The sequence below is a fragment of the Mesorhizobium sp. WSM4849 genome, from assembly GCF_055811385.1.
Genome location: NZ_JBVVPW010000016.1, coordinates 122,008 through 148,625 on the forward strand (window position 1 = coordinate 122,008; position 26,618 = coordinate 148,625).

Genomic DNA, 26,618 nt, shown 5'->3' on the forward strand with positions numbered 1-26,618 from the left:
CGACACCGACGGACCCGGCGACGAGAGCCCTTATTGCGGATCGGCTCAACTAATTTGACGAGGGGCCGCAGCCGCAAGTTCGTCGCTCCCGTGCCAGCACAATCGGCTACAACCGACCTGGGTAGTTGGTCTGCGGTCTTCGCCATCGGGGTTACCACAGCACATTAACCACGCCTCGGCGAGGCCGGAATGCTGCCCTGATTCACTTGGTCGCGATCAGCCTCATGCTGGCAAGTCCGCCGCCTAGAGCTTTGCGAGAAGCCGTGGCACCATCGATAGGATATCGTGGCCGTGGAGACTGTTCTTCATTGCGCTCCAACGGTCTTTCCGTTCCTCTGGCGACATGCGAAATGCCTTTTCCGTGGAGGCCGCCACAGCCTCTGGGTCATAGGGATGGATAAGCTCATAATGTTCTTGATGGTCACTCCTGTTGACTGCTAGCTCTTGGCTTTGATCACAACCACGTTAGGAGCGGTCAGCAGGTGGGACAATCTCATTAGGCGCATGGCAGAATAGCACACACAAATAGGAACTAAGCGGGGCAGGAACTGAATTCCCAAAGCTTCGGTTTTGGATCATGGAGCGCGGCCGCTGCAACTATCCTGCGCAGCCAGCCAGGCCGAAGTTTCATCGACGGTGGCGGTGGTGGCAGAACGGGAGGAAAGGTTCGCGGCAAAGTGATTGTTCCTCACTTTGAAGGCGCTGCGTCTCAGTCTACCCCATGGTGGGAGAAGGTGGATGGGCGGGCGGCGCCGAGCCGGATGAGCAACCGTTTTCATGTTGCCGGGCCTCAGTTGAGCGTCATCGTTGGCTGGATCCGGGAGACCCGCGGCGGCAGCTTTCGGCGAGGTGATCATGGAACGATTTCTCCTTGGTCCGCGACGTGTCTGCTCACGGCGCATGTACCGTGCCAAGTGTGAAAACCGTTCAAACGCAAGGTGATGAATTCGCCTCAGCTACGTTGCGTATCCGATATTGTCGGACATTGGACAGGACCGAACGCAAAGCCCTCGCGGTGAGACGATATGTTGCTCGTGCGGAAGAGGATTGAGCGCTACTGCCGCGCAAATGGGATAGGATGTGCCTCGAACTGGCCGCGAGCACCTGAGAGCGTTGGAATTTGAGTGCGAGCTGGTGAAGGCCTGGAGACGATGGTGATCGGCGAGGTGGGCTTCCTCGATCGGCAGGCCAGGATCGCTACGAGCAGAGGAGTCAGGAGCGGTTCGGTTGGCCGGGAAGGGAGATGGCCGCCAGGCGACTCGCAGTGGAACGGTGCTGCATCGAGCATTCCCGCTCGAACAGATGCATGACCGCCCACCCCGTATTCGGCAATTGGCCGGAGCCGCTTGAGCTGAACGAAGAGCCGCCGTGCAGTGCCGTTCAGAAAGCTCGAATTTAGCGTAGGGGTCTTCTCCACGAGGAGCGTTGGTCCATCATGTGGTCTCATCGGTGGCTCCTTCGACTCAGGTTGAAGATCAGCAACCCGACCCTGCCGGGGAGCATCGATGACCACCGACACGCCGCTCGCTCGCTTCAGCGCTGTTGAGGCGCGCTCGCGAGCGGCTTCGTCACCGCCGACTTACGCCACTCAGCAAGGCACGCCCCCGCATTCCGCTTTTTCTGCAGTCTAACAATGTCGGGTATGGCCACGGCGGTTTGCAGCTATCCTATTGAAACCGAATAATTTCAGATTTGGCACGGAACATGCGCAAATAGCTGCAGACGCATGAGTAGAGGAGAGACAGCATGGTGCCGAGACATCCTGATACGCGGGAGTACGTGCGATTCCGGGGCGCGATACCACCGGCCGCGGACTCGAGGTAGGTCGTCGGCATGCGATGTGCCGGTAAGATGCGGCGACTGTTTTTGACATAGGTGGCGCTTTTTGGCCTGACGGCGGGCGCCACCGCTGCCGAGGTGCCGGTGATCGCCGAGTCTGCGTCGGTAGCCGGGGCGGCCTGAGTCTTTTCGTTCGAGGGTGGACTCACGCTACTGGTACAGTACCGGCGAAGCATCGAAGAACCTTTACGATTCCAGCGGCATGTCGCTGCTCTCGTGACTCACCTATGACCATCTCGATGCGCACTCGGAGGAAGTATTCTTCAATGCCATCCACAATCCGACTGGCATTTTCCTCAAGGGCCTCCTCGGTGCGGGCGGGATTACGGAGGGGTCTTTCGTCGACGAGGATTGGCTGGCTGGGGGCTCCCATTCGAGCACGTTAGCGATCAGGACTTCTCCGCGAGAAGGGCTCCGGTTATGAAGGAGCCCCTTAGGGCAGTACTCCCTAGAGCACGCATGTTGCCCGTCAGGAAGTCTAGCCACACAGTCGAGGAAGAGGGGCAATTTGACGCCCCGCGACATGTCGGGTGGCATTGTCCGACGCCCGACGAATGTCGGACATGCGACATAGCCGGTTCGATCGGTTGCCTTGTATCTAAACGGGTTTTTCCTTTGGCGCGCATATTGCTTCGTGTCATCCGACCGACTTCATGCGGAGAGCGTCGACATGTGCACAATGATTTCTGCCGCCGCGACATCCGGCGTCCTACAGCATGACTTTCCAGATGCAGAAGAAGAAAGAGGCCGTGATCGTCACGTGTGATCGGGCGTTGAGAATTCCCTGATTGTAGGCATCGAAGATCCCTTATTGGCGCGGACGCCGACTCTGGAATCGGTCACCCGACCAGTTCCTGGATGTTCTCAAGGAACTCTCTGTGATGATGACTGCGGCCCTGCTGCACCCGCCTGGAGGCTCTCCTCCAAGGCGACTCTCGGCGGTGCTGCGGACCGGCGTGAGAAGCCAAATCCAAAATGCGTATTCCGAAAACCGAAAGAAGTAAGAGACATGGACGAGATTGGCGCTTTGACCCTCGGGCTACTGGTTCAGCGGGCATCGGGATCGGCAACCACTCAGACGCTGCCCAACGGTTCGAACGGTGCACATTCCCCGCCACCGCCGGCCGATTTTGAGCGGGCACTTAACATAAACGACCGCTATAGCGGACTCACTGTCAATCTCTCAGAAATGCCTTTCTGGCTGACGGGGGGTGAAGCCTTCGTCTACCGCCTGACTAGCCACGGCAAGCGCCAGTTCATGCTGGTCGATGTCGCCACGGGCGTGAAGCGGCCGCCCTTCGATCAGGCCCGTCTGGCGGCGGCGCTAAACGGGGCGAGCCATAAGCGGTATCAGGCCGACGATCTTCCCTTCGAGCGTTTCGACCTGACCGAGGATGGTCGCAGGCTCGACTTCCAGATTGAAGACACCTGGTGGAGCTGCGACCTTGTAAGCTATGACTGTACCAGCACCACATTGGATTCGGACGACCCGGAACTTTGGCCGCTCGGCCACCTATACACGCCGCCGGCGCAGAACGACCCCGACAACTGCAGCGCGTCGCCCGACGGCAAATGGATCGCCTATATCAAGAACCACAATGTTTTCCTGCGCAGCAATGACGGATTGCAGGATGTTGCGCTGAGCCGGGATGGATCCGAGGGCAATTACTACGTCTTTTCGACACTGAGCTGGTCGCCGGACTCGCGCCACCTCGCGGCTTACCGTGTTCGCCCCGGCTTCAACCGGGTGGTCCCCTACCTCAATTCGTCGACGGACCGGTTGCAGCGCGAATATTCGGCAATGGTCTATCCCAAGCCGGGCGATGTCCTTCCGCTGCCCCAGCCGGTCCTGTTCGACATTGCCGCCCGCCGCCAGATCGTGATCGACAACGCCCTGTTCTCCAACCCCTTCAAACTTTCCGCTCTCCAATGGTGGGCAGACGGTCGCGGCTTCACTTTCGAATATAACCAGCGCGGCCATCAGCTCTATCGGCTGGTCGAGGTAGACGCCCGCACAGGGCGCGCACGCTCGCTGATCGAAGAGACCAGCACGACCTTCGTTGATTACCGGCTGCTGGTGATGAACCAGCACGGTACCGGGAAAGTCTTTCGTTACGATGTCGACGACGGGAAGGAGATCATCTGGGCGTCCGAGCGCAATGGGCATGAGCACCTGTATCTGTTCGACGGCCAGACGGGCGCGCTCAAGAACCAGATCACCTTCGGTGAGTGGGTGGTCCGGGGGGTCAACCATGTCGATCCGGTCAAGCGCCAGATCTGGTTCGAGGCGAGCGGGATGAACCCGGGGGAGGATCCCTACTTCGTCCATGGCTACCGCATCGGCTTCGACGGGAAGGGGCTGACTGAGCTCACGCCCGAGCCGGCCAATCACCATATCGAGTTCTCTCCTGACGGCCGCTATTACGTCGATCTCTGGTCACGCATCGATCTACCGCCGCGCATGATGCTCTACCGCGCCGGCGACAATGCCAAACTCATGCAGGTGGAGACCGCCGACATCTCCGAGCTCGTCGCCGCCGGCTGGCAGCCTCCACTCAGCTTCCAAGCCAAGGGGCGCGACGGCAAGACTGATATCTGGGGCGTCATCCACCTGCCCGCCAATTTCGATCCGAAGAAGAAGTACCCGGTGGTGGAGAATATCTATGCCGGGCCCCAGGGCTCCTTTGTCCCAAAATCCTTCTCAAGGCGGACAGAGCCGCTCACGCAGCTGGGCTTCGTCGTTGTGCAGATCGATGGCATGGGTACCAACAACCGCTCGCGCGCCTTTCATGACGTTGCCTGGAAAAATCTGAATGACGCAGGCTTTCCCGATCGCATCCTATGGCACAAGGCGGCCGCCGCGAGGTATCCGTGGTACGATATCTCCAATGTCGGCATTTTCGGCGGGTCCGCAGGCGGCCAGAGCGCGGTGGGCGCGCTGCTCTTCCATCCCGAATTCTATAAGGTCGCGGTCGCCAACAGCGGCTGCTACGACAACCGGATAGACAAGATATGGTGGAACGAACAGTGGATGGGGTGGCCAGTCGGCATTGAATATTCCCAATCCTCCGCCATCGACAATGCTTACAGGCTGCAGGGTAGGCTGATGCTCGTCGTCGGCGAAATGGACCACAATGTCGACCCGTCCTCCACGTTCCAGCTTGCCGACCGGCTCATCAAGGCGGGCAAAGATTTCGACATGGTCTATGTGCCTGGTGCCGATCACGGCGCGCCAGGCATCTATACTAAGCGCAAACTCCTGGACTTCTTCGTTCGCAACATTCTCAGGCAGACCCCACCCGACTGGAACGCCACACCAGTCGAGCTCGAATAAGACAAATCGTTACGATCGATGGCGCCGGTAGCTTGTGCCTCTTGCAATTGTTCGCTCGCCTTCATGGCTGTAATCAGGGGGACGCGCGAGCAGATCGTCCCCGCTCGACGAGCGTGTGCGTCTAACACTTGCGCTGCGTAGCGAGGATAGGCTCGCCGCGACAATATCGACGCGTTGGGTCGGCAGCACAATCTATCTGGGCAATACAGCACGTGGTTTGCCGAAGCATTCACAGCACTACACGCGACTTTGCCAGGCTCTCGTCCCGGCGACGCGGACCCTCAGGAGAGCCGTTCGGCTCGCACAAATCCTCATCTCCTATGCCATCACTGGCAGCCTTGCTGAACGGAATTCGGTAGCTTCCACCGACATGCGATGGAGCACGATGCCCAACTAGCGGGCAAGGGCCACCTTGGCGCGCTCCATGCGCCCGACGTTTCGCCACGGAGAGCGCCCAGTCTTTCAGGCTCGAGAAGCGGGTTGCCCGCTTTTAGCATGATGTGCGCCGCTTCAAAGCGCCCGGTTCGCACCATGGTATCGCCGACCTTGCTACACCACCGTCTCGATCGGTTTCACCGGATTGATATTTTGGGCGTAAGCCCGAAGTAGGCTCCGACCGTATTGAATTTTCCAAAGCGCATCCGGTCGTCCACCGCCGCGCGATAGGTCAGTGCGACCAAGGCGCCGACGCGCCAGGTGTGCGCTATCAGCGCGCAATCTTCAGCGGTCGGAGAGGTCAGTCGTGGAAAGTTTGAGGCGCGCATCCTGGAACCAACGGCAGGGCATGTCCAAAAGCTGACAGCGACAAAAAAACATGTCTGGTCCAAAAAAACCGGCCGCCTTGGGCGAGAGGTTTCTCGAAGCCTACTCATGCAGTTGCTGCGGCTAACCGCGCTGGCACGGCCTTTGCTGGAGATGCGGCACCATTGAGTGGGGGCTGACCGCATGAGAACGCGCGAGACGATTGATGGTCTGCTACGCCATCTCGGCGGGGCGCCCGCTCAACGGTCACTGCTACACCTTTGGCAATGGCTGACGCGCGACATTGCGGTTGCGCCGCGCTGCCGCGCCGATGTGCCCAAAGTTCGTTGATAGTTCGCTCGGCAGATTGAGGAAGCCGGCCGTTGACTGCTGCCCAGTCGGAGATGGCTGGGTTCATTCGGAACGTATTGACCGTCGGTGTCATGAAGCCAAAGACACCATGCTGGACGTTATGCATGACCAGACGAGTGGGAGTCAGTAGCAAATGATTTTACCGGAACTGCGCTCTGCTATCCCAGCCGGCAGAGTTTTGGAGATAACGACGACCACAGGATGCATCGTGGGATGTTCATATTGTCCGCAGGACAAGTTCGCTGACCGGCAAAGAAAAGTATCTGATACGAAGCATCTTAGTCTTGGAGATTTCAAGCGCTGTCTGGCGCGCGTACCAACCTCCGTCGACATTAGTTTTGCCGGGTATTCTGAGCCATGGCTCAATCCGGATTGCACCGAAATGGTCGAGCACGCTTCCGCCAAAGGCCACGGCATCAGGATTTTCACGACGCTTGTGGGAATGAAGGGGCGGGATCTACAACGCTTGCAGGCGCTGCGGTTGGGGGTATTCGTGGTTCATGTTTTTGATGATGGCGGCCACATGAATAGCCGCCTTGTCGGAGACAAGTATCGCGATTTGGTTGGTCAACTCGTCCACGCCGACATCCCATCAATTCGATTCGTAGTTTTGGGCGAGCCCCATCCCGATATCGCCGACATTATCCCTGCCGAAGCCCTAGTTCGCGCGCGACCGGTGAGCAGCAGGGGTGGAAGCGTAAATCCCAAGATTGTAGAACCACGGCAGCCAGTCGTCGGAGCGCTGATATGCGTGGACGAACGACAGTATCGGAATGTTCTCCTTCCAAACGGCGAGGTTACTCTCTGCTCCATGGATTTTGAGCGGCGTCACGTACTAGGCAACCTTCTATGCGACGAATACGGCGATCTCTTTAAAAGCCCAGTTTTTTGCGAAATCGTCGATCGCATGAACGGGGCGGATGGTTTTCTGCTCTGTAGGATGTGTGAATTTGCCGATCCAAACGACCGGGTGCTGACTGGGTGCTGGCCGACCGCCTGAGAGATGCGGGCCGGCGAATGCTGCTTTGGACTGCAAATGCCCGGCGAAATCATTGCGTTTTCGCGTCACGCGAGCGTGATCCCGTACGCGCGGGAGTCGGCCTCGATCATTTGCGAGGCGAGCTCATCGAAAGTAGTCGTCGGCTTCCGATCGAGCTTGATGGCCGCCTTGGAGGCATCACCGATCAGCAGGTCAACCTCGATTGGCCCGAAACAACGTTTGTCTATTTGGATCAGTGCCTGGTTATTCCTGCGTTCGCGGCCCAACTCGTCAACACCTTCGCCTTCCCAGAATATCTCCTTCCCGACCCGCCTGGAGGCAGCCTCGACAAAGCTGCGGGACCGATGCGTCTCGCTGGTCGCGGGCACCGTCAGGCTCGTGGTGCTGCAGGATGGGGCACACGGCCTCGACATAGCTGTGTGACCGTCTTAGCTGGATTCTGCGTCTCAAAATCCGGATCTCGCCTCCATCTTCCGCAAGACGGGAGAGACCTCCTGGGGCCCCCGGCTTCCGAAGGCGTCTTTTCAGATTTCCGCCGCGAGGAGTGGCAAGAGCCTTTTTCCGCGCCACAGTCTATGAACCTGGGTTGCTGGCCGTCCCGATGCGGAGCTGCCCTATTAGCTACCGGCTCCTGGCAAGAGGACGGCGAGGCGGCAAATCGGCCACCGGTGCAAGGTTTCCCCCTCATTGTCGGATACCCGACAGGATCACAAACCCGCTAACCGCTGCTTTCATGAAATTTTCCTTCTGGCACGTTTGATGCAGGGGATCTTGCGAACACATCAGCGGATGCCCTCCTATGAGCAGGCTCAGGGAAAAATGCTGTCGCCGCATTCGAGACCGCGCCCTCGCTGACCGCCAAGTCGGTCAAAGGTCGGCGCATCATAGTGGAGGCGGGCGACGTCGCCCGATTAAAACACGGAATAAGGTTGGAAGGCATCTCGCTGACCGAGACGCGATCATCGAAGCGGGCGGAGATACGTCGATCCCGTCCATGCACACAAGTCGTGGACATGAGTGTCAATCTCATCACTTGGTCGGGATCCATGGGCTTCATACCCGACAATACGAAGGCGCGATCAAACTCTAGCAAATCCAGCAGCACCGAGGTCGAGAATGCCCGCATGGACAGTAAGCCCAATGGCCATGGCCGATATTCGCCGCGAACATCGCCTAATTGGGAAACACCTAAAGGAGCAAGGCAGTGGAACTCTCTTGCGTTGGAGTGGGTGCTGGGCCTTCTAATTTGAGCCTTGCGTGTCAGATACACGAGCAAATCGGGCAAGGGGCACTGTTCCTGGATCGGCAAGTCGACTTCCGCTGGCACCCAGGCATCGCATTCAATTCCTCGGAGCTCCAGGTCAGCCACTTCAAGGATCTGGTCACGCTGGTGAATCCGCGATCAGCCTACACTTTCGTAAACTACCTGCACGAGAGCGGGCGTCTGTACCACTTCCTGAATGCACAGTTCTTCGAGGCCGTGCTCAGAGCTGAGTTCGAGCAATACCTGAACTGGGCCTTCCACAGGAACCCGCTTGTCCGCGGCGGCGAAACGGTGCGTCAAATCCGCTTTGACGGCGAGTTTCGGGTGCACACCGATAACGCGGTTCTCGGCGCCAGAAACATCGTGCTCGGCATTGGCAAGCAGGCGCATATTCCGCCTCAGTTTCAGGGCTGGACTGGACGCAACCTGTTCCACTCATCTGAATTGCTGCACATTCATCCTGAGGTGCACAAAAAGCATGTCTGCGTGGTCGGCGGGGGACAGTCCGGAGCCGAGGTGCTGTTGCACCTTGTTGGTCTGCCAAGAGAACGGCGACCTGCCTCGATCACCTGGGCCTCGCAACGCGAAAACTACCTGCCCATCGACAACAGCCCGTTCACAAACGAGTTGTTCATGCCCTGCTTTTCGGATCGTTTCGCGGCAATGAGCGAGTCGCAGCGCAAGCTGTTCTTACGGCGATTCGTGCTTGCTTCGGACGGCATTTCGGAAAGCACGTTGCGAGCGATCTATCAGGCGCTATACCGCCACGCGTTTCTAGAGCCAAACCGATGCGATATCACACTGCGGCCGGGCTGCACTGTCTCGCACTGCATCAACGCCGGCGCGGGCCACAGACTCACCCTGCAGCACGGCATGGAGGAGGTCGAAGAAGTCACGGCCGATATCGTCATCCTGGCCACCGGTTACGAGAACGCGGTGCCAGGCTTCTTGGAACCGATGGCGGACCGGCTGGAAAAGATCGACAACGAACTGGCTATTCGAGAAGATTTTTCGGTGTGCTGGGACGGGCCGCGTGACAGACGCATCTTCGTACAGAACGCGAGCCTAGGACAGCGTGGACTGGCTGATCCGAATCTGAGCCTGCTCGCCTGGCGAGCGCGTCGCATCCTCGACAGCCTTCTGGGGCGCGCGCCGCGCGCTAACCTCGAGCATCCAGGCTTCATCAGCCCTACCTCCATCGAGAGCTGGTCCGACACCATCGCAGAAGAAATGGGCAGCGGGATATGACCGGTCGACTGCGGATCATTGGGGGAGGCATCCAAGGAATGATTCCGCCTTCACTGCAGCGGGAGGCTGGAGAGCGAGACGCACTTAGCGTCGCCCATATGCCGTGGAGTACTGTTTCCGTCGACCCACAACCTGACCAGCGCCCGATTGCCCTAACCGAAATGTTCGAGCAACCAGTCTTTCCAACAGGAGGCTTTTCGCATGTTGACTGATGCACAAAGAGAAAAGTGGCAGAAAGACGGATATGTCAGGCTCGAAAGGGTTCTTTGATCCCGCAGCTCTGGAACGCATCTCCAGCTTTGTTGAAGATGTATCCCGTTGGGATGTCAGCGATAACAAATGGCTCATGTGGTTCGAGAAAACGACGGACAATCGAAAGATCACCTCCAAGGTCGAGAATTTTCTCGAATTCCATGATCCGTTACGTCATTTGCTACTACAAGATCAGCGCATAAAGTCTGCGGTCGATGAATTGCTCAGCGAATGCTCGCGCAGGCTCAAGGAATAGCTGATCTTCCACTATCCCGACAGCGGCGGCTATTGCCCGCATCAAGACATTTATCACATTCCACACAGAGTAACCGACCGGATGGTCCATGCGGTCGTTGCCATCGGCATTGACGACTCCGACCCGGACAACGGCGGACTTTTCTTCAGCCCTTGCAACCACAAGAAGGGATATTTCTGGAGTATCGACGCAGCCCCGTTACGACGCTTCGGCAGGTCGGATGGAGGTAGTCGCCGGGCGGTCTTCCCTGACGCCTGAAGCCTACTAGGCCGCAGACTCATAAGCCCGCAACCATATGCGAACTGAAGCGAGTTTGATCGCTGCGAGAAAGTTTCGCGTATCGCGGTCGTATCGGGTCGCTATGCCTCTGAAATGTTTGAGCTTGTTGAAGTATCGCTCGACGAGGTTGCGCTGTTTGTAGACCCATGCGCTGAAAGAGAAGCTGCCGGTTCGGGTTTTCTTCGGCGGGATGTTGGCCCAGGCTCCTTTCTCTGCGGCGAGGCCGCGAATGGCGTCGCTGTCGTAAGCACGGTCGGCGAGCAGGATCGCATCGGGCTGGAGGGCGTCGAGCATGGCGAGAGCGGGCTTGCCGTCATGCGCCTGTCCGGCCGTCAGGACGAGATCGATTGGCCGCCCTTCGGCATCGACAAGCGCATGGATCTTGGTGGTGAGCCCGCCGCGGGAACGTCCCATGCAACCATCGTCATCGCCCCCCTTTTTGCCGTGGCCGCGTGCTGGTGAACGCGGACACAGGAGGAGTCGATCATGATGATCTCGCCGTCAAAAGCCTTGGAAACCGCCGCCAGCAGCCGATCCCAGACCCCGGCTTTGCGCCATCGCACGAACCGGTTGTAGCATGTGGTATAGGGACCATAGCGATCCGGCACATCCGCCCATGGCGAGCCGGTTCGGAAGCGCCACAGGATGCCGTTGAGAACCTTGCGGTCATCAACACGCGCCACACCGCGAACCTTGTTCGGCAAATGCGGTTGGATCACGCCCCATTCAAAGTCGCTCAGTTCGTAACGACGCATTCAAGCCTCCAAAAGAAGCCTTGAATCAGAACTCGTCACAAAACGAAACTCAGTTTATGAGTTTGCCGCCTAGCGCGCCCGTCTTCGCCCGCCTGTGGCTAGAGCCGGATTATTCTCGCGGGGGGCCGCCAACGGGTCCGGGCTGCCGCCTCTCTTCGCAACTTGCAGCAGAGGCTGTTGTGTTGGCAGCCGAAGATACCACTGCTTCAACGGCTGAGGTTCGTCATGCGCAAATCCATGTTTTCTCGAACGGAGCTGTCGCGGGCGTTCGGTATCGAGATGGCCACGCTTGGAACGGGAAGCGCGGGCACTGGGTTTTCCTTCGGCAAGGTGGCACCGGGCGCCACATCCGAGCCCCATCGACACGACGAAATCGAGGCCTTCGTGGTCATGTCTGGAGCGGGCAAGTCAGGACCGACCTTGGGGAAATCTCGGTCGCGGCCGGCGACGTCGTTCTGTTCCACCCTTTTGAAGCGCATGTGCTGCACAACGATGGGGACGAAGACCTAAAATTTCGTCGATGTCTACTGGCGCGACGGCAAGGCCGCCCTCGAAGCTGCTGCACGGGTCGCGACTCCCCGCCGGCCGATCTTCGTCTTCTCCACGCCGCCGACGCCTAATGGCGATCTGCATCTGGGGCATCTTTCTAGCCCTTATTTTGGCGCCGATGTCTACACGCGTTTCCTGCGCAGGAAAGAGGTCGAAGCCTATCACCTGACTGGAAGCGACATTACCAGAACTACGTTGCCACGCGTGCCGATGCCGATTAATCGACGCCCGCAAAGGTGGCGCGCCACTACGCCGACGAGATTCGAGCCACGCTTGCGCTTCTCGACTGTGAGGTCCACAGCTTCCTCCCCACTTTGGGCGATAGCGCTTATGCAGAGTTTCAAGCCGCGTGTTTCCGTAGTCTTCTGAGCAGCACGGCGGTAGATCTGCGCCAGAGCCCTGCGCTCTTCGATGCTGTGACAGGCGACTACCTTTACGAACCGGATGTAAGCGGCCTCTGCCCCGATTGCGGCGGCTCCGCTGGTGGCAACATCTGCGAGGAATGCGGCGCGCCGAACCTATGCCACGACCTAGGTGCAGTCCGGTCGCGGCACTCGGCCGAGGCGCCGGTGGTCGGCTCCGTGCGCCGTCCCGAACTTGCGCTGGAACGGTGCTACGTCAATATCGACCGGCATTTAAGGGCGTCGGGCGCCCCTGTTCGGATCATGGACCTCTTCGCGCGTCTACGCACCACTGCGCTGACCAACTTTTTCGGAATCGCGGAATTTCCGACCTATTGCCAGCGGGGCGCTGGGTCAGCCTGGCGCCCGTGATAGTGCCCGATGGCGCGACAACGCCTCTCGTCTATAGGCATGACCAGCTCCTTTTTGCTGGCCGAATGCCTATTCGACCCATTGAGCTTCTAAGGACGATGGGCCATCTACGACGCAGATTTAGTATGGCCGCGCTCGAACGTGAGCCGATCGTGTCGCTCGATTCCTGGCTGGAGAAGGGGAGCCAGCGCAGAACAACCGTACCGTGGTGCAGCATTGCATGTTGTTGGCGCTCAACGCCGATCGCCCGCGCATCGCCAGCGCCGAATGATGCTAGATGAGCCGACGCCAACTGTACCGCAAGGGCAGACAGGCAAGCGGTTCTCGCCCTCAAGCATCTGACGCATGATGCGTGTCCAAAAGCTGACAGCGGCAGAAAACATGTCGGGTTCAAAACAACCGGCCGTCTTGGGCTTGCGAGGTTTTCGAGGCCAATCATCCATTTACTGCGGGCTAAGCGCGCTGGCACGACGTTTGCTGGTTGAGATCGGCAATACTGAGTGAGTGCTGATCGCATGAGAACACGCAAGACATTGATCCTAACCGGTGTGTTCCGTTTCTGAGAGAAGAACCAGCTCGCGCATAAACGTCAGGAAAGGTGTGGGAATGGAGAGCAACATGTTGCGTAGCGAGTCCCGGCTCCTCCGATCAAAGTGGACGACTGGCTGCGTGGCGAACCCCTTACGAACTTTCAGCCCGGCAACGTGTAGGGATGACAAGTGGAATGGACCCCTGGTCAATTCGCCCACTTTCTGCGGCGCGCCCGCAGTAACTATGTCCATGGAGCACAGGGTCGATCGGTTGCTGCAGGTCAAGGCTCGGACCTTCATGACCTCCAACCGAATCGCCGCGGCCGCGATCGACGCGAATTTGGCCCGTCGTTGAAGACGTCACAGTCCAGGACGTGTTCAAGATCGGCCAGAGGGACAGCATTTATTGGAATCGGCCTGGCCGGGCCGACGTGGCTGCGTAAGCGGGCCCGAAGTCGGCGTAACCGAAAGCAGAAATCCTCCGTCGAGGACGAGACCTGAAATTGAGGAAACGAAATGTCTCACGCAGCGCTTGGCCCTGCCGTCAACAAGGACGGAGAGGCCCTTGCCCGCCCGTTCGTCGAATGCCTCCTTCGGCTGATCCGTGCTCAGGACGGCTCATGCCAGGGAAATCGGACACCGGGCTGCTGGCCGATTTCCTCATCACCAACCGGTGCTTCGGGCGCGTGCTTTTCACGGTCGGGCCGTTCGCCGGTCTGTCGACGCGTCTACCGGTTCGGCTTCGAGACTCTCCGGAAACTCGCGGATACCGGCGCGAAACTGGTCGACGATGCGACTGCAGCTATTGCCTATCCCGACGTGGCGCGGGCGTGAAGAAACCGAATTCGGGGAAGGATCATGTCAAACCTGGATGAGATGGCGAAGAAAGTCCGAAAGCTTCAACTGCGCGCGGCAATTGCCAAGACGAACTTGCGCGACCTTGCCGAGAGTCTCCCGGTCAAATGGATTGAGATAGAGGAAGTCGCCGAGAAAACGCATGCCGTTTATGCCGAGTTGGATGGTGCCAGGAGAGAGCTCGCCAAAATGAAGACTTTGCGATGAGCAGCACATTCATCAGCCGCGACGGCTCCATATGGGTGCCGGAATATCTGACCGCTATAGATGGCACGACCTGCATCGGCTGCGGCCGCTGTTTCAAGGTCTGCTCGCGCGAGGTCATGCACCTTTACGGCGTCGATGACGCAGGCGAAATCCTCGGCGCCTGCGGCGGCGGTGACGACGACTTCGATGGTGAGCTCAATCGCATGATCATGGTCGTCGACCATGCCGGCCGCTGCATTGGCTGCGGAGCCTGCGGCCGCGTCTGCCCAAAGAACTGCCAGACCCATGTCGCGGCCGACCAGATCGCAGCATGAGTTGCATGGTTTGACGAGACAAAATCAGGAGATCGGCATTGCGCTTCATCACATTTTGTCGGCTCCTCGGGCTGGTCCTGTGCGGCAACGCTGTGACGGTTTACTTCGCCTCGCATTATTCGTTCCGTCTAGCAGTCGTCACGACGCTGGGCTGTTCGCTACTTCTTCAGCTGGGCTATTTCGCAAGTGTGCTCTTTCTGATTTGGCGATCCAGCTGCGCTGGCAAAGCCGGGCAAGGGGCTGTTTTGGATAGGTCCCAGGAAGTTCGGTACCAGTCGCGCGATGATGATGAGCATAGGAATGAAACTCAAGATGTGCCCCAGCGCAATCAAACGCTCGGCATATCGCTGCTCCTCCCTTGACGCGCCGTCACAAGATCAGAGCTCAGATTCATCACTTTGTTCAAGTTTGATTATTGAGGTCATGGTTCCCTGGTATGGTCGAAGGCGACGGCATTCTCATCATTCTAACGCCAGAGGAATGCAGTTTCGGTTCTCCGGGCAATGGTAGTCGATCGCAGCGCACGGCACGCGGGTTGCTTCGTCTCGAAGGCGAACGAAGCGCCGGAAAACATAACAGTGGCGCTCTGATGGAACATCCGAACGCAGCCGACCTCACTGTCAAATAGGCCTCTTGCAAAACAGCTCTGCGTCGCTCGTTCAGCTCAATCCCGTGCCGCTGGAGAAAACATGCTGAAAAAGTTTGAACGCTACCCGCTCACCTTTGGACCCACGCCCATCGAGAAGCTCGACCGCCTCGGCAAGCATCTGGGCGGCAAGGTGGAGATCTACGCCAAACGCGAGGACTGCAACTCCGGTCTCGCATTCGGCGGAAACAAACTGCGCAAGCTCGAATACATCATCCCCGACGCGATCGCGTCAGATGCCGATACCCTCGTCACCGTCGGTGGCGTGCAGTCCAACCACACGCGCATGGTCGCCGCCGTTGCCGCCAAGATCGGCATGAAATGTCTCCTGGTTCAGGAGAGCTGGGTTCCACATGAGGATGTCGTCTATGACCGGGTCGGCAACATTCTCTTGAGCCGCATCATGGGAGCGGAGGTGCGTCTGGTCGACGATGGCTTTGACATCGGTATCCGGCACAGTTGGGAAAAAGCGCTCTATGAGGTCAAGGCAAGGGGCGGCCGGCCCTATGCGATACCGGCCGGGGCGTCTGTCCATCCGAATGGAGGCCTCGGCTATGTGGGGTTCGCGGAGGAAGTGCGCGCCCAGGAGGTACAGCTAGGGTTTGCCTTCGATTGCATCGTCGTTTGCACGGTCACCGGTTCAACGCATGCCGGCATGCTCGTCGGATTCGCCGAGGACGGTCGACAGCGCAACGTGATCGGTATCGATGCCTCTGCTACCCCGGCCAAGACCAAGGCGCAGGTGCTAAGCATTGCCCGACATACAGCGACCCTCGTCGAGCTCGGATCGGAACTTGCCGAGGATGACGTGGTGTTACTCGAGGACTACGCGTACCCGCGTTACGGCATTCCATCCGAGGAAACCAAGAAGGCGATCCGCCTGTGTGCGCGGCTTGAGGGTATGATTACCGATCCCGTCTATGAGGGCAAATCGATGCAAGGGATGATCGACCTCGTCCAAAAAGGCTTTTTTCCAGAGGGCTCGAGGATCCTCTACGTGCATCTCGGCGGCGCGCCGGCCATCAACGGTTATGGCTACACCTTTCGCAATGGCTGATGCTCGACAGATCTCGACGTGCCGTGTCTGCCGTGACAGCGCTGCGCCAAGATTGTCCGAACGCCGTTGGGAAACCGCAGTGGGCTGTCACTGCCGCCGCGACGTGTGTCGTGGTGCTGGCATGCTTGCCAGTATTTGCCTGTGTTCAATGTGTCCTGGAGCCGCATAAGAAGTCAGCAGACATGGCCGTTTAACGTTTGTTGTCATTTTGCGGTGCGGCGATGATCGCCGTAAATGTGATAAATTGTAAACCACCGAAGATGTCGCGCAGGCGCGGAGATATCTACTTGATCAGGTATGGAAGCTGTGACCAAGCGTGCTCGATCTGGTCGTCGTCGGCGAGCACATCGCCGGACACCCCAGCGTGGCGGTGAACTGGGCCAGCATGGGCGAGGGAGGAGGCGTCCCCCGCGAACGGTCCGCGAGCGTGACAGCGGGCAGGTCGGTATCCGGCTAACGAGGGCTTGCTCATACCTATTGCGAGCGTCGACCAGACCGTCGTCCCTTCGGCAGTCTTTGACCGAAACGGCGCGTTCAGCCGGCCCGCGTGGTTCGTCCACCTTGCGCTCTTTGAGCACTACGTGCGGAGAGGGGTTGGGTGCTATACATCGCCGACCCGCTCTATACCGAGGGGCGCGCGAGGGGAGGCGACGGTGAGGTCGAGTTGTTCCCCCGATCGCCTCTATGTAGCTCTTGAGTGTCGGCAGATACATATCGGCCCGCTTCTCGATCTTCGAGACCGAGGGCTGCTTGAGCTTGAGGGTCAAGGCAATCTCTGCCTGGGCCAGCCGCACGGCGCAGCTCGCCGAGGCTCTCGACCTCCGTCCTTAGCTCTTCGAAACGTGCGTCGACACGCTCCCGACGCTACTCAGGGAGGGCTGCGATCACGTCATCAAGCTTGCGTTCCATCACTTCTTCTCCTTCTTCGCCGCCGCCCGCCGGTTGAGGTGCCCTTGATAGCGTTTGTCCAATGGTGGCCCGGAACGGGAAGTCGCATCTGGCCATTGCCATCGCCCGGGCGCTCATCCGCGACGGCGGGCGCGGCCGCTTGTTCAATAGAACAACGACCGCACTGCTCGATCATCACATACACCGTTGCGAGATCATCGAAATCGGACATGAATCCTGACGCTTCAAGAACCGCGCCTGATCACCACATTCGCCCAAGACGATCCGCGCTCGCCGGGCTTCGCAACCCGGACCAGCTCCGCCCAGCGAGCGCTAAGCGCGGTGCACTGAGCCAATTTTTAGCGGATATTCGCTGCGGCCAAGCAAGAGGGATATCTTCTCAAAAAAAGCAAAACTGGGCTCATTATCGATGTAGCACCGCCCAAGTGCTCTACTGGGTGGATTTGCAGAGCGCGATTGACGAGTATCTGAGATTGTTTTGCGCCGAGCTGGAACGGACCGTCCAGTCCAAAATGCGTTCATACGAAAATATGATCGCTTGGCAAAAACGGCTGTTTGACCCGCATCTTTTATTTTCAGTGGCTGAGCGGCGTCAGAATTGGTCGATGTCCGTGCGTGATGGGTGTTGCAATCAACGATGCCACAGAATGGCGAGCAGCATCCGGCGGTCAAAGCCCTCAAGGGATTTGGCCGCCGAAGCATCCTTGCGGTGGTCGACGACTTAGACGGGGTTACTTGTCGTGCCGTCCATACCATCGCTTCGCTGGTGTGATCTACATTCTTGCTTCCAGAAGAAGGGCAGGGAGACGCCCAAGTGTGAAATCGATCGTTACGGCGCGATTGAAGGCGGCCGAGACGCACTATCGCGAAACCTATGGGAAAGGAACAAAGTCATGACTGAAGACATCACCGGCGAAATGACCAGCGGCAGCGTGTTTGCGGATTTGGGCTTTGACGAGACGAGAATTGCGGAAAGCCAAGCTCGCCCGTGAGATCCGCGCCATCATTATGCGTCAGCGCCTCACTCATGCTAAATCAGCTCAATTGCTTGCTATGAAACAGCCCGACATACGCGCATAGTCACGGGGCGAACAGGCAAGTTCTCTATAGACCGCCTGGTGCGCAGCCTCGAACGACTCGATTATAAGGTGGACGTCGTGGCGCGCCACAAGCCGCGCAAATCGGCACCGACGGCCGCAGAAGCAGCCTAATCATTGGTGCAAGCGCGGGGTCCAGCTCTCGACAGGATCGTCTTCCTCGGAGATTTCCATCTCCCCGTCCCCTGGCCTATTTCGGTGGACACAGGATCGTGAGTGCCGAACTGCCCTTTGCACCCAGTTTCCCTTCAGGAAGCGGTCGTCGGTTCCCAGCGGTACGGATGACTTTTGCTCTTCCAATTCTTAAGTCCAAATGCTCTCCGGCGTGAGGATCTCGAACGGAACAATCCGCTATTCGATTAACCGTGTGTCTGTGCGTTCGATCATGCGCAGCATCACCATCGATGAGTTCTTCAGGCATCCTGTCGACGGGATGGCACAGGGAAGCAGTAATCAAGCCTTCGCTCAATCCCTTGCGTGTCTCGGGCCCGATGTCGCGGCAGACGATCCGGATTTTACACTGATGCTCCATAGCGAGCTCGCGCATGGCCCGCAGGACGCCGGAAATGCCGCCGCATTTGACGAAGATGCCCCTGACCTCCGGTTCCTCCGCTATCAGCCTGCGAACGACTGCATAGGCGTTCTTCGACCCTCATGGGTCAGGAGCATATGACGTGGAACTCGGGCGCGTGCTCGCGCATGTAGGAGCGAAAGCTCGCATCCGAGATGTCTTGGAACTGATAACGGTTGCTGCCGATGAGTGGAAAGACCTTGCCGGGCTGACCGGACGTCTGGCTGATAAACCATGCGGCAGTGCGGCCGGCCTTCCAGTTGTCGGTTCCCACAAAGCCGGCCCGGCGGCGGCGGACAGGTCGGTTGACGTAGGCGATCATTGGAACGCCTTTGACTCGCAACTCATCAATCGCTTGGCCAGCGGGTGATCGGCCGAGATCACCGCGATTGCATCGGCGCTTTCGCCTATCTTGAGCAGATTGGCAGCGACCGCTTCGGGGGAAGGATCCTCCTCGAAAGAATACGTCTGGCTCAATAACAGCATCTGCGCGTCGCGCGGAGGCACCTAGAAGCGCCTCGGCCCAGATCTGACAGAGCGGCCGGTGCGATTGCTGCATGAGAAAGCTCAAGTGCCGATGCGGGAGATTGTCCCGCCTGCGTTCGTGCAGCGGCCCTGAACTTTGGAAGCCGATTTGCTGCGCTGCGCCCCAGATAAGGTCGGCCGTCTGCGGTCGCAGTGTGCCAGTTCCGTGCAAGAGCCTATTGACCTTGGAAACACTTACGCCCGCGGCTTTCGCCAGATCGGCGATCGTTGGCCTGTTCATCAGCCGCCTCCCATATGCAATTCGTGAATGACGTCTTTCCAAGTACAAATGCCATGTCAGCGGCGAAAGGGACGGACGTCTTCGGATCCTTCGAGGAGAGGCCTGACATGTTGCACGAAATTCTCCGCGCCGCCTGAGGCCCAATCGGCAAGATTGTTCGGCCGCGGCCGTTTTTCCCGATGGCACCACGCGCGCTGCGGCGGTGCGATCCCAAGCCGCGCGGCGCGCTGCAACGCGAAGGCGCCAATCTCGCTGACGTCAACGACAGTGCTTTCTGGACCTCAACAACACTTTCGCCTTCTGATTCACAGCGATGGCTTTGCCCCGGCCCTTGATGCGGTCCCGCCTATCCTTCATGACGGCAGCCGCCTTTTCAATTCGACGGCACATGATCGACCTTGCTGAATTACCTGCTCGATTGTCTTCCGGCGGTCGAGCAGATCCATTTCGTCAACATCGACACTGAGGCTGTGACGATCGCCATCAAGGCGGCGCGGGCATTCACTGGACGCACGAGCATTCCCAGATCGAAGGCGCTTATCAGGAATCCTTTGATTGGGCCGAGGCAGGCCAGGGGAGGATATCCGCAACATCGCTTCGCCGCAGGCGCCTGCGCCGTGCCGCCTTACGCAGGCGCCGGCATCGATCGCAGATGAGGTCGTCATTCGTCGCTTCAATGATGCGATGGTGCGGCCATGCTGGTTATGGACGTGCATGGTCGATCTCCACATAAGGGCAGGCTCGGGCATCAACCGCCTCTCGTCGAAACCACAACCTCTCCTTTTTCTTGGCAGTACACTCCACGATCAATCCGACCGGGATCAAGGATAACAACCGTAGCCTGCTCGCCATGGTGCTGACAAAGCAGCACCACGCGAACGGCGAAGACCATCAAGGTCGATGGTATAGAACAGCCCCTTCGAAACGGCATTGACCCTGGTCGTGCTGAACACCACAAAGAGAAGGAAGCGATCTATGGAACAGATTGCCACCGTCGGCCTAAATCTGGGCGCTCACGTCGTTTCATGGGCGGCCACGGGTGCCTCTTTGCAGGATCGGAATTGCTCCCATCCTGCTGCTCGAAGATTACACTCGACGCAGGTCCCGCAACCGAAACCCCAGCTATGTCTATGCTCGCGGTCTCCGCTATAGCAGGTGTGGCTTCCTTCGCAGATGAGCTTCACTAGCGCCTCGCCGCCCAGCCAATCCGCCAGCGCCCAGGTCTGCGCCTTGTCGAGCCGCATGAGGGGTGTGTGAATGACGAAACGCGTCTCCATTCCAAGGTTCAGGGCAAGTTGCATCGCTTTAACTGCGTCATCTCGACAATCCGGGTAGCTGAAACGATCCGTCTCGGACACGCCGATCACGAGGTGTTTCGCGCCCACCCGGTAAGCTATCGCGGCCGCAAATCCGAGGAACAGAAGGTTGCGGCCAGGCACGAAGGTATTTGTTAGACCGTTCGCGTTCAGTGCGATCTCGACGTCGCGCGTGAGCGCGGGATCACTGATTTGGCCGAGCACGGCCATGTCAATCATGTGGTCCTCGCCTAGTCGCCCACGCCAGGCCGGAAAGTCTGTTCGAATGCGCCCGAGCAGGTAGGGCCGCACATCGAGCTCGATCCGATGCCGCTGCCCATAGTCGAAGCCGATTGTCTCGACGCGCTCGAAGTTCTCCAGCGCCCAGGCCAGGCAGGTTGTCGAATCCTGGCCGCCGGAGAAAAGGACGAGTGCGGTTCCCGGATCTCGTTGCATCGGGTCAACCCTCGTATTCAGCCCAGCACAGCGGTGTCTCATAGACTGTTACCGAGCACATTTGGCCAAGAAGCGGCTTGGTTTGGTTCCAGATCCAGATCGCAATGTTTTCCGCTGTCGGATTGTCGAGACCCTCAACCTCATTCAGATACTGATGGTCGAGACGTTGCAGAAGCGGTCCGAACACAGCCTCGACATCGAAGAAATCGATGACAAAGCCCGTGTCTGGATCGACGGGCCCTTCCAGACGCAGTTCCACACGGTATGAGTGGCCATGCATGCGGTGACAGCGGTGGGTCTCTGGCACGCGCGGAAGACGGTGCGCTGCCTCGAAGGTGAAAGCTTGCGTAATTTTCATGGGATCCCGAGAAACTTGTGGGTTTGCAGGCTCAAGCGCCAACGTGGGTTGGCAAGACAATAGGCCACTGCGGCGGCTGTATTCGCATCGCGCTCGGGCCCATCCATTGGCTGAAGCAAAAGGTGCTCAAACGCGAGAACTTCGAAATGTTCGGGCTCCGCGCCAATCTGAGGATATACAAGCTTTAGCTCGTCCCCTGCCATGACAACGAGGCGTGGATTGCATTTCGGACTGACGCACAGCCAGTCGATGCCGGCGAGTGTGGGAATGGTACCGTTGGTTTCCACGGCAATTTCAAACGCCAAGGAATGCAGCGCTTCCAGGAGTTCTTCATCGATCTGGAGGAGGGGTTCCCCTCCGGTGAGCACGACAAGACGCTGCCCAGTTCCCGACCCGCGCCAGGCTTGTTCGATCGCCAACGCAAGCTCCCGTGCGGTGTCAAAACGTCCGCCACCGGGGCCATCTACCCCAACGAAATCGGTGTCGCAGAATCCGCAGAATGCTCTTTCCCGGTCGCCTTCACGCCCCGACCAAAGGTTACAGCCGGCGAAACGACAAAATACGGCAGCCCGCCCGGCATTTCGTCCTTCACCTTGAAGGGTGTAAAAAATTTCCTTGACCGCATATGGCATTGCTTACGCGGCCTTCGACTGAGCAAGGGAGCATCTCTGCAGGATTACGAGACGCGGCAAAAGGTGAGGAAGGCCATGCGGCACGTTTTGCAGCTCGTTCGCCAGTCGAGGCTCGTTGTCGAAAACCCACTCGCCCGAACTCCACGCAGAATTAGGTTTCAGCGGGTGGAGGCTGCGGGGAAGGGTCTCTGGCTCCTCGAGGCCTATCATCACGAGAAATGGTTCGATCACGTCGCACATGGCGATGACGCCTTGACGAGGACGAGGCGTGAGAATCCTGGTGTCTCCTCGAAAGCCTGCCTCACAGCATGGAAGAACTCGCTCATCAGCTGCAAGCCGCGCTCCAGGATGAGGCGGTCGAGCGATGAGTATGTCATGTGCGGCGGCAGGGCGCCGAAAAAACCCGCTATGTCCTGATTGGTGATCTGAAGGGCTTCATCGATGGTTTTGCCGACGATGAATTCGGTAAACGTCGAGGAAGCGGTTATGGCCGAGCCGCGGCCGAAGGTCTGGAACGTTGCGGCGGTGATCGTTTGCGTCTTACGGTCGAAACCCATCGTCAATTTAAGCCCACCGCCACAGGCGACGGCGCCGACCTCGCCGGCCGCATTGGGGCATCCGAAGCACCGACATTGCTCGGGTTGATGAAATAGACCTTGTCGCTGATGAGGTAGACGTTGTCGGTGTCACCCCGCATGGCTCCGATCCTTGTCGTTATGGCGGCTAGCCAAAGGACTTGCCGCAGGCGCATTTGTCCCGCGCATTGGGATTGTCGAAAACAAAGCCCGAGGACTCCAGGTCCATGACAAAGTCAACGGTCATGCCGGCAAGATGGAGCTGGGAGTTTGCGTCGACGAACACCTTGACCCCGTCCGTCTCCATGATGGCATCGCCCTCGCGCGAGACGCTTTCCAGACCCATCAGGTATTTGAGGCCGGCGCAGCCGCCCGCCTCGACCATTATGCGAAAGCCTTCCGCCGGTTCGTCGGCGCGGGAAAGCGCGGCCTTGACGGCGGCGACGGCGTTTTCAGTGAGTGTGATCATGGGACTATTTTTTCGCTGATGCGTTTGCAAGCCACGCTGCACAGAACGTGCCAGAGAGGAAAATTCGATTAAAACAAGTGGTTAGTGGATTTGGCGCCTTGTCTCACATCCAACAATTGTCGGATGTCGGACAGAATGAAACCTTGCGTACAAAAAGCGGCATCGCACACATCGCCAGTGTCGTCGCCTGAGCCAGCGTTTTCGATCATATGAATGTGGACCGGGTGTAAGGGTGGGAACTCCTAGTCGTGCTGCGCTCCAAAAGTCGCGCCATCGTCACCACACCTGCGGTGGCGAACACCGGGTTGTTGATAACCGCGTCGATCGCGCCTTCTCGAAGCAGGCGCCGTCTGCGTCAGCTCGTGGGTTCCGAACACCACTCGCGTGCTCGGCCCGTGGCCTGCAATGCGGCCGTCACCTCGCGAGAGGCCGACTGAGGCATTGTAAATGCCGTCAAGCCAGGAGGCGGGCCAACGCGCCGCCCAGGGAAACAGCGCAATCACCGCCACGGCGGCCACGGCCACGATTAGAGGCCTCGCGATTCCAGTTCTGTCGCCAATCGCGGTCTGGCTCGTCCGTGTCCCAAAACGAAACTCGAGCGAGCACCGGTCTCGCCGTCACATCGAAGGAGAGAAATCGCTATCTGCAACAGCTACTCGTCGGCAAGGACCCCGTCACGGCCAACGTAGAGAAATACAAAGCATGGTCGCAGTCATGCTGGAAAAACCGATGCCGTTATGTCAGTCGCCCTCGCCAACAACGCCACCGATAGCGTTGCCGCAAGGCGGGTACTGACTGCCACGCTATCGCTACCCAAAGCGTTGCAACAGATTCGTCAAACAAGTTTACAGACTCTTTGTGAATGCAAGTCGCTGGCCATGATACGTTCGCTTTAAGTCCGAGATTGGCCGTAGCTAATCGTCGAAATCAATGGTTTGGAGTGCGTGAACATAGAACCTGCAGCGTTGATCGCGAGCCGCATACGGAGAGGCCCTTTAATGGATATCGACATTTTCGAAGCTTACGAGTCTAACGTTCGTCGCTATGGACGATCGTTTCCAACAGTCTTTAAAAAGTCACTTGGGGCGACAATATGGGACGAGTCCGGCAAACCATATATTGATTTCCTTGTAGGCTCCGGTGCGCTCAACTACGGTCATAACAACCCGGATATTATTGCGCCGGCAATTCAATATCTCGCCGATAAAAATATCGTCTTATCGCTTGATATGTATACAGCCGCAAAGCGTGATTTCATCGAAGTGTTTGTCGAGTCGATCCTGAAGCCTCGGGGCCTTTTTTACAAGATACAGTTTCCTGGGCCCACCGGGACAAACGCTAACGAAGCGGCGTTGGCGCTGGCGCGAAAATATACCGGCCGCTCGAGTGTCATGGCCTTCACAAATTCGTACCATGGCATGTCGCTCGGCTCCTTGGCGGTGTCGGGTTCAGCTTCAACCAGACAGCTTGGCGGCGTTGCTCGCCACGATGTGATCCGTGTCCCTTACGAGAACTATCCGAACCAAACTTTCGATTCCGCGAGTTACATTGATCACGTGTTGGGCGATCCAGGCAGCGGCATAGAAAAGCCGGCCGCGATCATCCTGGAGCCCATCCAGGCAGAAGGCGGCATGAACACCGCATCCGCACCATGGCTCGCAGAAATTCAGCGCATTTGCCGTAAGCACGACGTTGTTTTCATCGTCGATGACATTCAGGCAGGTTCGGGACGAACGGGCGAGTTCTTCTCATTTGAGTTTGCGAAAATCGAGCCCGACATCGTGTGTCTTTCGAAATCGCTAAGCGGTTCAGGTAATCCGTTGTCCATAGTTCTGATTCGCCCCGACATGGACATATGGAAACCGGGAGAACACAGCGGGACTTTTAGAGGCAATAATCTCGCCTTTGTGACTTCCGCGGCCATGTGCAAAATGTGGTCCGATAGGCGGTTTACTAAAGCCGTCGAGGGGACGGCCGTCAAACTGCAAGAGCACCTTGATCGCCTCGTTGCGAAATTCCCCAAGTGCATCGAACAAAAGCGCGGCCGTGGTCTGATGGCCGGCCTCAAGTGCCGGTCACAGGCCCTTGTTGGTCGTGTGCACGATGTCGCGTTCGAAAATGGCCTGCTGATCGAGTCTTCAGGGCCAAATCGCGACGTCATCAAATTACTACCGCCGATAACCATCTCAGATGACGAGCTCGATCACGGCATTGCCATCCTCGATCAGGCACTACAGGAGAAAACCAATGGCGACTAACCAAGAACCTCAAACGCCGGCCATCTCGCCGCTTAACATCAAAGAACGAACCGGATCAATCAGCACAGCGGAGATTATCGCAGTGTTGAAAGGTGAGATCACCGCTCTGCACATCAGGCAAGCTTTCAGCACCGAAGTAGCCGAGGAGATCACCACGAATTTTTTTGGCAGTCCTAGTCTCAACGAGCGCAAAGATGGCGTCCCCGGACAATATGTCGGCGCATCCCACTATCGTAAGGCTGCAGCCACCTACTTCAAGCAGGCGGAAAATGCGCGGCCGCACGTAGACGCCCTTTTTGGCAATTTAGTTGATCCAGTCCGAGCCCTATTCGACGCGTTGAAGCGCGAGCTTCACAAACAGGGCGTTGAACTGCGGCTGGCCCGTTCAGAACATGGTCAGGCTAACGTCTGTCGCGCTCTCAGTTGGTCTGGCAGCGGCACATTTTCCTTGGACCCTCACGACGATGTCGCTCAAGTGTTATGTGCCGGGAACGATTACGAGCTCTCTGCGGTGGCGCACAATACCGTCGCCGCGCTCAATTTCTACCCCAGCATGTCCGAGGAAGGTGGCAATCTGCGGCTCTGGAGCCACAAGCCGACAGTTGACGACCGAAAGTCGCAGGGGGTGGAGACCACGGGATATCCCTATTCGGCAGCTTATCTCGAGCCCGTCCCTTGTCGCGACATCCAGCTCAAGGCCGGGGATATCGCCTTACTTGACGGCGGTTTCGTTCATGGGGTCACCGGACAATTAGGCAACGGAAAGCGTCGCGTGCTGCTGAACAGCTTTTTCGGGTTTGCGCGGCCGGATCTAGTTCTCTGGTGGACCTGAAGTTGGATGTCGCAGCAACTGACCAGGTTCTGCCGCCAGTCAAGCGTCAACATCTGATCTGCCACGGTAATTTCCTCCATCTGAGATTAGAGTCTGCCTCGATTTGCTCTGAACCCATTGTTTGGACCG

Annotated in this window: 25 protein-coding genes and 1 pseudogene; 13 read left to right on the forward strand and 13 right to left on the reverse strand. The window is 58.3% G+C overall.

Features of this window, described 5'->3' with window-relative positions; translation table 11 throughout:
* The first annotated feature begins 2,848 nt into the window (after positions 1 to 2,848).
* Positions 2,849 to 5,173, forward strand: a complete 2,325-nt coding sequence (locus AC0L3L_RS19700; protein ID WP_473638797.1) for a S9 family peptidase — start codon at positions 2,849 to 2,851, stop codon at positions 5,171 to 5,173.
* Positions 5,174 to 5,569: 396 nt separating this feature from the next.
* On the opposite strand, the pseudogene AC0L3L_RS19705 reads toward AC0L3L_RS19700, so the two are convergent.
* A pseudogene (locus AC0L3L_RS19705) lies at positions 5,570 to 5,862 on the reverse strand (transposase); the annotation flags it as partial.
* Positions 5,863 to 6,419: 557 nt separating this feature from the next.
* Here AC0L3L_RS19705 and AC0L3L_RS19710 point away from each other — a divergent pair.
* Complete coding sequence (locus AC0L3L_RS19710) at positions 6,420 to 7,286, forward strand: radical SAM/SPASM domain-containing protein (protein WP_473638798.1); 867 nt, start codon at positions 6,420 to 6,422, stop codon at positions 7,284 to 7,286.
* 65 nt (positions 7,287 to 7,351) lie between these two features.
* Here AC0L3L_RS19710 and AC0L3L_RS19715 read toward each other — a convergent pair whose 3' ends face one another.
* Positions 7,352 to 7,654, reverse strand: a complete 303-nt coding sequence (locus AC0L3L_RS19715) for a GDP-mannose 4,6-dehydratase (RefSeq protein ID WP_473638799.1) — start codon at positions 7,652 to 7,654, stop codon at positions 7,352 to 7,354.
* An 836-nt stretch (positions 7,655 to 8,490) separates the two neighbouring features.
* On the opposite strand from AC0L3L_RS19715, the gene AC0L3L_RS19720 reads away from it, so the two are divergent.
* The 3 genes from AC0L3L_RS19720 to AC0L3L_RS19730 all read left to right on the forward strand — a co-directional run bounded on the left by AC0L3L_RS19720 (position 8,491) and on the right by AC0L3L_RS19730 (position 10,564).
* Positions 8,491 to 9,798, forward strand: coding sequence for a lysine N(6)-hydroxylase/L-ornithine N(5)-oxygenase family protein (locus tag AC0L3L_RS19720; RefSeq protein WP_473638800.1), 1,308 nt, complete (start codon positions 8,491 to 8,493; stop codon positions 9,796 to 9,798).
* Between the two features lie 211 nt (positions 9,799 to 10,009).
* Complete coding sequence (locus AC0L3L_RS19725; RefSeq protein ID WP_473638801.1) at positions 10,010 to 10,306, forward strand: hypothetical protein; 297 nt, start codon at positions 10,010 to 10,012, stop codon at positions 10,304 to 10,306.
* Positions 10,307 to 10,363: 57 nt separating this feature from the next.
* Positions 10,364 to 10,564, forward strand: coding sequence for a hypothetical protein (locus AC0L3L_RS19730; RefSeq protein ID WP_473638833.1), 201 nt, complete (start codon positions 10,364 to 10,366; stop codon positions 10,562 to 10,564).
* Positions 10,565 to 10,570: 6 nt separating this feature from the next.
* Here AC0L3L_RS19730 and AC0L3L_RS19735 read toward each other — a convergent pair.
* Positions 10,571 to 11,340 (reverse strand): IS5 family transposase gene (locus tag AC0L3L_RS19735; RefSeq protein ID WP_473638802.1). Its coding sequence is split into 2 segments (ribosomal slippage): positions 10,571 to 11,017 and positions 11,020 to 11,340, totalling 768 coding nucleotides; the frame shifts between segments, so codons are not numbered across the junction.
* Between the two features lie 785 nt (positions 11,341 to 12,125).
* On the opposite strand from AC0L3L_RS19735, the gene AC0L3L_RS19740 reads away from it, so the two are divergent.
* From AC0L3L_RS19740 to AC0L3L_RS19765, 6 genes are all read left to right on the forward strand, one after another.
* Positions 12,126 to 12,662, forward strand: a complete 537-nt coding sequence (locus AC0L3L_RS19740; protein WP_473638803.1) for a class I tRNA ligase family protein — start codon at positions 12,126 to 12,128, stop codon at positions 12,660 to 12,662.
* Positions 12,663 to 13,708: 1,046 nt separating this feature from the next.
* A complete protein-coding gene (locus AC0L3L_RS19745) occupies positions 13,709 to 14,026 on the forward strand; it encodes a DUF269 domain-containing protein (RefSeq protein WP_473638804.1) in 318 nt (105 codons plus the stop codon).
* 24 nt (positions 14,027 to 14,050) lie between these two features.
* A complete protein-coding gene (locus tag AC0L3L_RS19750; RefSeq protein ID WP_473638805.1) occupies positions 14,051 to 14,254 on the forward strand; it encodes a CCE_0567 family metalloprotein in 204 nt (67 codons plus the stop codon).
* Entirely contained in the window at positions 14,251 to 14,568 is a 318-nt protein-coding gene (gene fdxB, locus AC0L3L_RS19755; protein ID WP_473638806.1) for a ferredoxin III, nif-specific, read from the forward strand. Before AC0L3L_RS19750 ends, fdxB begins: the two co-directional genes overlap by 4 nt.
* A 38-nt stretch (positions 14,569 to 14,606) precedes the next feature.
* Positions 14,607 to 14,930, forward strand: a complete 324-nt coding sequence (locus AC0L3L_RS19760) for an exopolysaccharide production repressor protein (protein ID WP_473638807.1) — start codon at positions 14,607 to 14,609, stop codon at positions 14,928 to 14,930.
* Positions 14,931 to 15,257: 327 nt separating this feature from the next.
* Entirely contained in the window at positions 15,258 to 16,271 is a 1,014-nt protein-coding gene (locus tag AC0L3L_RS19765) for a 1-aminocyclopropane-1-carboxylate deaminase (protein ID WP_473638808.1), read from the forward strand.
* Between the two features lie 892 nt (positions 16,272 to 17,163).
* Here AC0L3L_RS19765 and AC0L3L_RS19770 read toward each other — a convergent pair.
* The 10 genes from AC0L3L_RS19770 to AC0L3L_RS19815 form a co-directional block, all read right to left on the reverse strand.
* The gene (locus AC0L3L_RS19770; RefSeq protein ID WP_473638835.1) at positions 17,164 to 17,391 is read right to left on the reverse strand and encodes a hypothetical protein; all 228 of its coding nucleotides are present in this window, start codon (positions 17,389 to 17,391) and stop codon (positions 17,164 to 17,166) included.
* Between the two features lie 1,545 nt (positions 17,392 to 18,936).
* Entirely contained in the window at positions 18,937 to 19,170 is a 234-nt protein-coding gene (locus AC0L3L_RS19775; RefSeq protein WP_473638809.1) for a hypothetical protein, read from the reverse strand.
* Complete coding sequence (locus AC0L3L_RS19780; protein WP_473638810.1) at positions 19,167 to 19,355, reverse strand: hypothetical protein; 189 nt, start codon at positions 19,353 to 19,355, stop codon at positions 19,167 to 19,169. Before AC0L3L_RS19780 ends, AC0L3L_RS19775 begins: the two co-directional genes overlap by 4 nt.
* Positions 19,356 to 19,967: 612 nt before the next feature.
* The gene (locus AC0L3L_RS19785) at positions 19,968 to 20,330 is read right to left on the reverse strand and encodes a hypothetical protein (protein ID WP_473638811.1); all 363 of its coding nucleotides are present in this window, start codon (positions 20,328 to 20,330) and stop codon (positions 19,968 to 19,970) included.
* Between the two features lie 297 nt (positions 20,331 to 20,627).
* Positions 20,628 to 21,365, reverse strand: a complete 738-nt coding sequence (gene queC, locus AC0L3L_RS19790) for a 7-cyano-7-deazaguanine synthase QueC (protein ID WP_473638812.1) — start codon at positions 21,363 to 21,365, stop codon at positions 20,628 to 20,630.
* 4 nt (positions 21,366 to 21,369) lie between these two features.
* On the reverse strand, positions 21,370 to 21,723 hold the full coding sequence (gene queD / locus AC0L3L_RS19795) for a 6-carboxytetrahydropterin synthase QueD (protein ID WP_473638813.1): 354 nt from the start codon (positions 21,721 to 21,723) through the stop codon (positions 21,370 to 21,372).
* Entirely contained in the window at positions 21,720 to 22,355 is a 636-nt protein-coding gene (gene queE / locus AC0L3L_RS19800; RefSeq protein ID WP_473638814.1) for a 7-carboxy-7-deazaguanine synthase, read from the reverse strand. The genes queD and queE overlap by 4 nt, the downstream gene beginning before the upstream one ends.
* A 227-nt stretch (positions 22,356 to 22,582) precedes the next feature.
* Positions 22,583 to 22,912, reverse strand: coding sequence for an iron-sulfur cluster assembly scaffold protein (locus tag AC0L3L_RS19805; RefSeq protein WP_473638834.1), 330 nt, complete (start codon positions 22,910 to 22,912; stop codon positions 22,583 to 22,585).
* A 2-nt stretch (positions 22,913 to 22,914) separates the two neighbouring features.
* Entirely contained in the window at positions 22,915 to 23,052 is a 138-nt protein-coding gene (locus AC0L3L_RS19810) for a hypothetical protein (RefSeq protein WP_473638815.1), read from the reverse strand.
* Positions 23,053 to 23,078: 26 nt separating this feature from the next.
* Positions 23,079 to 23,399, reverse strand: coding sequence for a HesB/IscA family protein (locus AC0L3L_RS19815; RefSeq protein ID WP_473638816.1), 321 nt, complete (start codon positions 23,397 to 23,399; stop codon positions 23,079 to 23,081).
* Positions 23,400 to 24,397: 998 nt separating this feature from the next.
* On the opposite strand from AC0L3L_RS19815, the gene ectB reads away from it, so the two are divergent.
* Both ectB and AC0L3L_RS19825 read left to right on the forward strand, forming a co-directional pair.
* On the forward strand, positions 24,398 to 25,657 hold the full coding sequence (gene ectB, locus AC0L3L_RS19820; protein WP_473638817.1) for a diaminobutyrate--2-oxoglutarate transaminase: 1,260 nt from the start codon (positions 24,398 to 24,400) through the stop codon (positions 25,655 to 25,657).
* Positions 25,647 to 26,489 carry a 2OG-Fe(II)-dependent halogenase WelO5 family protein gene (locus tag AC0L3L_RS19825; protein ID WP_473638818.1) on the forward strand — a complete coding sequence of 281 codons (843 nt, stop codon included), beginning with the start codon at positions 25,647 to 25,649 and terminating at the stop codon, positions 26,487 to 26,489. The genes ectB and AC0L3L_RS19825 overlap by 11 nt, the downstream gene beginning before the upstream one ends.
* Positions 26,490 to 26,618: the final 129 nt, after the last annotated feature.

What these genes read in the sequence shown, in the direction of transcription:
- AC0L3L_RS19700 (WP_473638797.1), top strand. Translation starts at nt 2,849, where the DNA reads ATGGACGAGATTGGCGCTTTGACCCTCGGGCTACTGGTTCAGCGGGCA.
- AC0L3L_RS19710 (WP_473638798.1), top strand. Translation starts at nt 6,420, where the DNA reads ATGATTTTACCGGAACTGCGCTCTGCTATCCCAGCCGGCAGAGTTTTG.
- AC0L3L_RS19725 (WP_473638801.1), top strand. Translation starts at nt 10,010, where the DNA reads ATGCACAAAGAGAAAAGTGGCAGAAAGACGGATATGTCAGGCTCGAAA.
- AC0L3L_RS19745 (WP_473638804.1), top strand. Translation starts at nt 13,709, where the DNA reads ATGTCTCACGCAGCGCTTGGCCCTGCCGTCAACAAGGACGGAGAGGCC.
- AC0L3L_RS19750 (WP_473638805.1), top strand. Translation starts at nt 14,051, where the DNA reads ATGTCAAACCTGGATGAGATGGCGAAGAAAGTCCGAAAGCTTCAACTG.
- fdxB (WP_473638806.1), top strand. Translation starts at nt 14,251, where the DNA reads ATGAGCAGCACATTCATCAGCCGCGACGGCTCCATATGGGTGCCGGAA.
- AC0L3L_RS19765 (WP_473638808.1), top strand. Translation starts at nt 15,258, where the DNA reads ATGCTGAAAAAGTTTGAACGCTACCCGCTCACCTTTGGACCCACGCCC.
- AC0L3L_RS19770 (WP_473638835.1), bottom strand. Translation starts at nt 17,391, where the DNA reads ATGTCCGATTTCGATGATCTCGCAACGGTGTATGTGATGATCGAGCAG.
- AC0L3L_RS19775 (WP_473638809.1), bottom strand. Translation starts at nt 19,170, where the DNA reads ATGATCGCCTACGTCAACCGACCTGTCCGCCGCCGCCGGGCCGGCTTT.
- AC0L3L_RS19785 (WP_473638811.1), bottom strand. Translation starts at nt 20,330, where the DNA reads ATGCACGTCCATAACCAGCATGGCCGCACCATCGCATCATTGAAGCGA.
- queC (WP_473638812.1), bottom strand. Translation starts at nt 21,365, where the DNA reads ATGCAACGAGATCCGGGAACCGCACTCGTCCTTTTCTCCGGCGGCCAG.
- queD (WP_473638813.1), bottom strand. Translation starts at nt 21,723, where the DNA reads ATGAAAATTACGCAAGCTTTCACCTTCGAGGCAGCGCACCGTCTTCCG.
- queE (WP_473638814.1), bottom strand. Translation starts at nt 22,355, where the DNA reads ATGCCATATGCGGTCAAGGAAATTTTTTACACCCTTCAAGGTGAAGGA.
- AC0L3L_RS19805 (WP_473638834.1), bottom strand. Translation starts at nt 22,912, where the DNA reads ATGGGTTTCGACCGTAAGACGCAAACGATCACCGCCGCAACGTTCCAG.
- AC0L3L_RS19810 (WP_473638815.1), bottom strand. Translation starts at nt 23,052, where the DNA reads ATGCGGGGTGACACCGACAACGTCTACCTCATCAGCGACAAGGTCTAT.
- AC0L3L_RS19815 (WP_473638816.1), bottom strand. Translation starts at nt 23,399, where the DNA reads ATGATCACACTCACTGAAAACGCCGTCGCCGCCGTCAAGGCCGCGCTT.
- ectB (WP_473638817.1), top strand. Translation starts at nt 24,398, where the DNA reads ATGGATATCGACATTTTCGAAGCTTACGAGTCTAACGTTCGTCGCTAT.
- AC0L3L_RS19825 (WP_473638818.1), top strand. Translation starts at nt 25,647, where the DNA reads ATGGCGACTAACCAAGAACCTCAAACGCCGGCCATCTCGCCGCTTAAC.